The following is a 2,952-nucleotide window of genomic DNA, read 5'->3' on the forward strand; positions in this document are numbered from 1 at the left end:
TGAACAGCGCGTTGCCGGTGAGCTCCCGCAGCGGCCTGATCTCAACACCCGGCTGCTTCATGTCCAGCAGGAAGTAGGTGATGCCGTTGTGCTTCGGGGCGCTCGGGTTCGTTCTGGCCAGCAACGCGCCCCACTGGGAGAACTGCGCCGCGGTGGTCCAGATCTTCTGGCCGGTGATGCGCCATCCGCCGTCGACCTTGGTGGCCTTGGTGGTGAGGCTGGCCAGGTCCGAGCCGGCGCCGGGCTCGGAAAATAGCTGGCACCAGATCATCTCGCCACGGAAGGTGGGCGGCAGGAAGCGCTGCTTTTGCTCATCGGTGCCGTAGGCGACGATCGACGGGATCAGCCAGGCGGCGATTCCCATGTTGGGCCGCTTGACCCGGCCGCTGGCGAACTCCTGGGAAATGATGATCTGCTCGACCGGGTTCGCGGCCCGGCCCCACGGCTTGGGCAGGTAGGGCAGCACCCAGCCGCCCTCGGCGAGGGCCGTGGTGCGCTCCTCGCGCGGAATATCTTTCAGCGCAGTCACTTCCGAGCGGATTTCATCCCGCAACTTCTCGGTGTCCGGGTCGAGGTCGATGTCCAGCGGCCGCATCCCGGTGGTGGTCGCGGTGTCGAACACCTTCTGCCGGTACTCGCCGGACCGTCCGAACGCGGCCACCAGTCCCAGGGTGTGCCGGTAGTAGACGTTGGTGTCGTGCTCCCAGGTGAAGCCGATGCCGCCGTGCACCTGGATGCAGTCCTGGGCGCAGCGCTGAGCGGCGGCGGGGGCCAGTGTCGCGGCGACCGCGGCCGCGAACTCGTAGTGGGTGGCCTCGTTATCCCAATCCTGCTCAGCCGCTTCGTCGATCGCGCGGGCGGCGTCCCACACCGCCGCGGTGGCCCGCTCGGTGGTGGCGATCATCTCGGCGCACTTGTGCTTGATCGCCTGGAACTGGCCGATCGGCCGGCCGAACTGCTCGCGGATCTTGGCGTACTCCGAGGCGGTGTCGGTGGCCCAGCGCGCGATGCCGACGGCCTCGGCCGACATCAGCGTGCTGACGATGGCCCGGCCGGCGGACTGGGAGACGTTGGACAGCAACCTTTCGGCGCCGACTTCCACCCCGTTGGCACGCACATGCGCGACGGGCCGCAGCGGGTCCACCGAGCGCAGCGGCACGATCTCCAGCGCATCGGCGTCGAGCACCGCCCATTCGATGCCGCTGTCGATGTTGACCGGCAGCACCAAGATCGACGCCTGGGCGGCGGCTGGCACCGAGCGGGCCTCGCCGCGGATGATCAGGGTGCCGTTCTGGCGCTGCGCGGTCAGGTCGGACTCCATCGCGAACGCCGCGATGGTCTCGCCGGCGGCGAGCTCACCCAGCAGCTTGGTCTCCGGATCGTGCGCGGCGATCAGCGCGCTGGCGATCGCTGATGGAACGTACGGTCCCGGCACTGCGCCGTGGCCGAACTCCGCGATCGCGATGGCCAGTTCCACCAGGCCGAAGCCCTGCCCGCCCACCGCCTCGGCGAGATGCAGCCCGTTCAGACCCTGCTCGGTGGCCGCCCGCCAGTACGGCGGCGGATTGTCCAGTGGGGTCTCCAGCGTCGCGTGCAGCAGCTCGGCCGGGGCCACGCGGCGCACCAGCGCGCGCACGGAGTCGGCGAGGTCCTGGTGTTCGGATGTGATCGCGAGGGGCATGGTTGACGTCGCCTTCACTCTCAGGGGAGTTGCCTATTAACCGGTGGGTTGGGACCGAGGGTACTCCCCGCTCACCGCGTTTCCGGTCGGAAGTTCAGGTGGCGCGTGACCAGTCGTCAGGATGACCACGTAGTGGTTTCGCTGACCGGTCTGCGTGCCGTCGGCGGCTGCGAAACGTCGTCCACGGGCGGCAGGCCCACCCGGATCAGCGCCTGCGGATGCGCCTCGCCGTCGAACACCTCGCAGGCCAATCCCAACCGGCTGCGCATGTCGTTCAACGGCTCGGTCAGCGGGCAGCTGGCCAGACCCATCGCGGTCGCCGTCAACGTGATGTGGCTGAGCGCCTCACCGGCGCGCAGTCGCATGGCATCGTTGTCCTGGCGGGTGCCGAGCGCCAGCAGAACCGCATCGTCGTCCGGGTCCCCCAAAGCCTCGGCGAAGCGCAGCGTGACGCTACCGTCCTCATGTCGCACCCACCGCGATCGGGGAACGACGGCCAACTCCACGCCCAACCGCGCCGCGCGGATGTACAACAGCTCCAACGTGGACGGTGGGATCGGGTGGGCCGGGTACCGGCGGATGTCGGCCCGGCGCCGGGCAATGGCCGCGGCCAATTCCAGATGCCCCGGTTGGGGAGGTTGCTCGACGACTTCCAGGATCGCCAGATGGCTGTCGTCGCGGCCGTCCGGGAACCGGCTCACCCGCGGGGACCAGCCGGCGGCGGCGAGCGCGACGACGCAATGGTCCAGGACCGCCCCGCAGCCGAGCAATACATCGCGCCGATCCGACGGCGCTCCACCGGCTTTCCGGCGCCAGTCGGCATAAAGGTGTACCGCGGCATCGTCGACGCGCCACCGCCAGGGCTGCAGATTGCGCGACGACGGTGCGCGGGCGGCGACCTCAAGAACGCTGTCCAGGGTGACCCGGTCCGGCAGCGAAGTCGCCAGTGGTCTCACCTCCGTTGTTGCGCCCCGATTTTTCGATTATGCATCGATCTCGCGATCAACGCCGGTTGATGACGTTGCGCAACTGCTCTCCGTCGCGCAGGCGGCGGCAGTTGTCTATCGCCTCGGTGAGATAGCGGCGCATGGTGTCCTGGGTGTACCAGACCACGTGCGGGGTCAGCACCACGTTGTCCAGACGCAGCAGCGGGTTCTCCGGAGCGACGGGTTCGGTGGCGAACACGTCGAGTCCCGCGGCGGCCAGTCGACGGTTGCGCAGGGCGTCGGTCAGTGCCGTCTCGTCGACGATGGCGCCCCGGGAGGTGTTGA

At 68.9% G+C, this 2,952-nt stretch carries 3 protein-coding genes; all 3 read right to left on the bottom strand.

Annotated features, from left to right (window positions below; all coding sequences use genetic code 11):
- Positions 1-1,681 (bottom strand): acyl-CoA dehydrogenase family protein (locus tag ADBZ6I_RS16865; RefSeq protein ID WP_526385882.1); only part of this gene is annotated, 1,681 nt, incomplete at its 3' end.
- 116 nt (positions 1,682-1,797) lie between these two features.
- Complete coding sequence (locus tag ADBZ6I_RS16870) at positions 1,798-2,637, bottom strand: nitroreductase family protein (RefSeq protein WP_526385884.1); 840 nt, start codon at positions 2,635-2,637, stop codon at positions 1,798-1,800.
- Between the two features lie 46 nt (positions 2,638-2,683).
- A partial coding sequence (locus ADBZ6I_RS16875; RefSeq protein ID WP_526385886.1) for an NAD(P)-dependent oxidoreductase occupies positions 2,684-2,952 on the bottom strand: 269 nt, incomplete at its 5' end.

Source organism: Mycobacterium sp. (assembly GCF_044342925.1).
Classification (GTDB): Bacteria; Actinomycetota; Actinomycetes; order Mycobacteriales; family Mycobacteriaceae; genus Mycobacterium.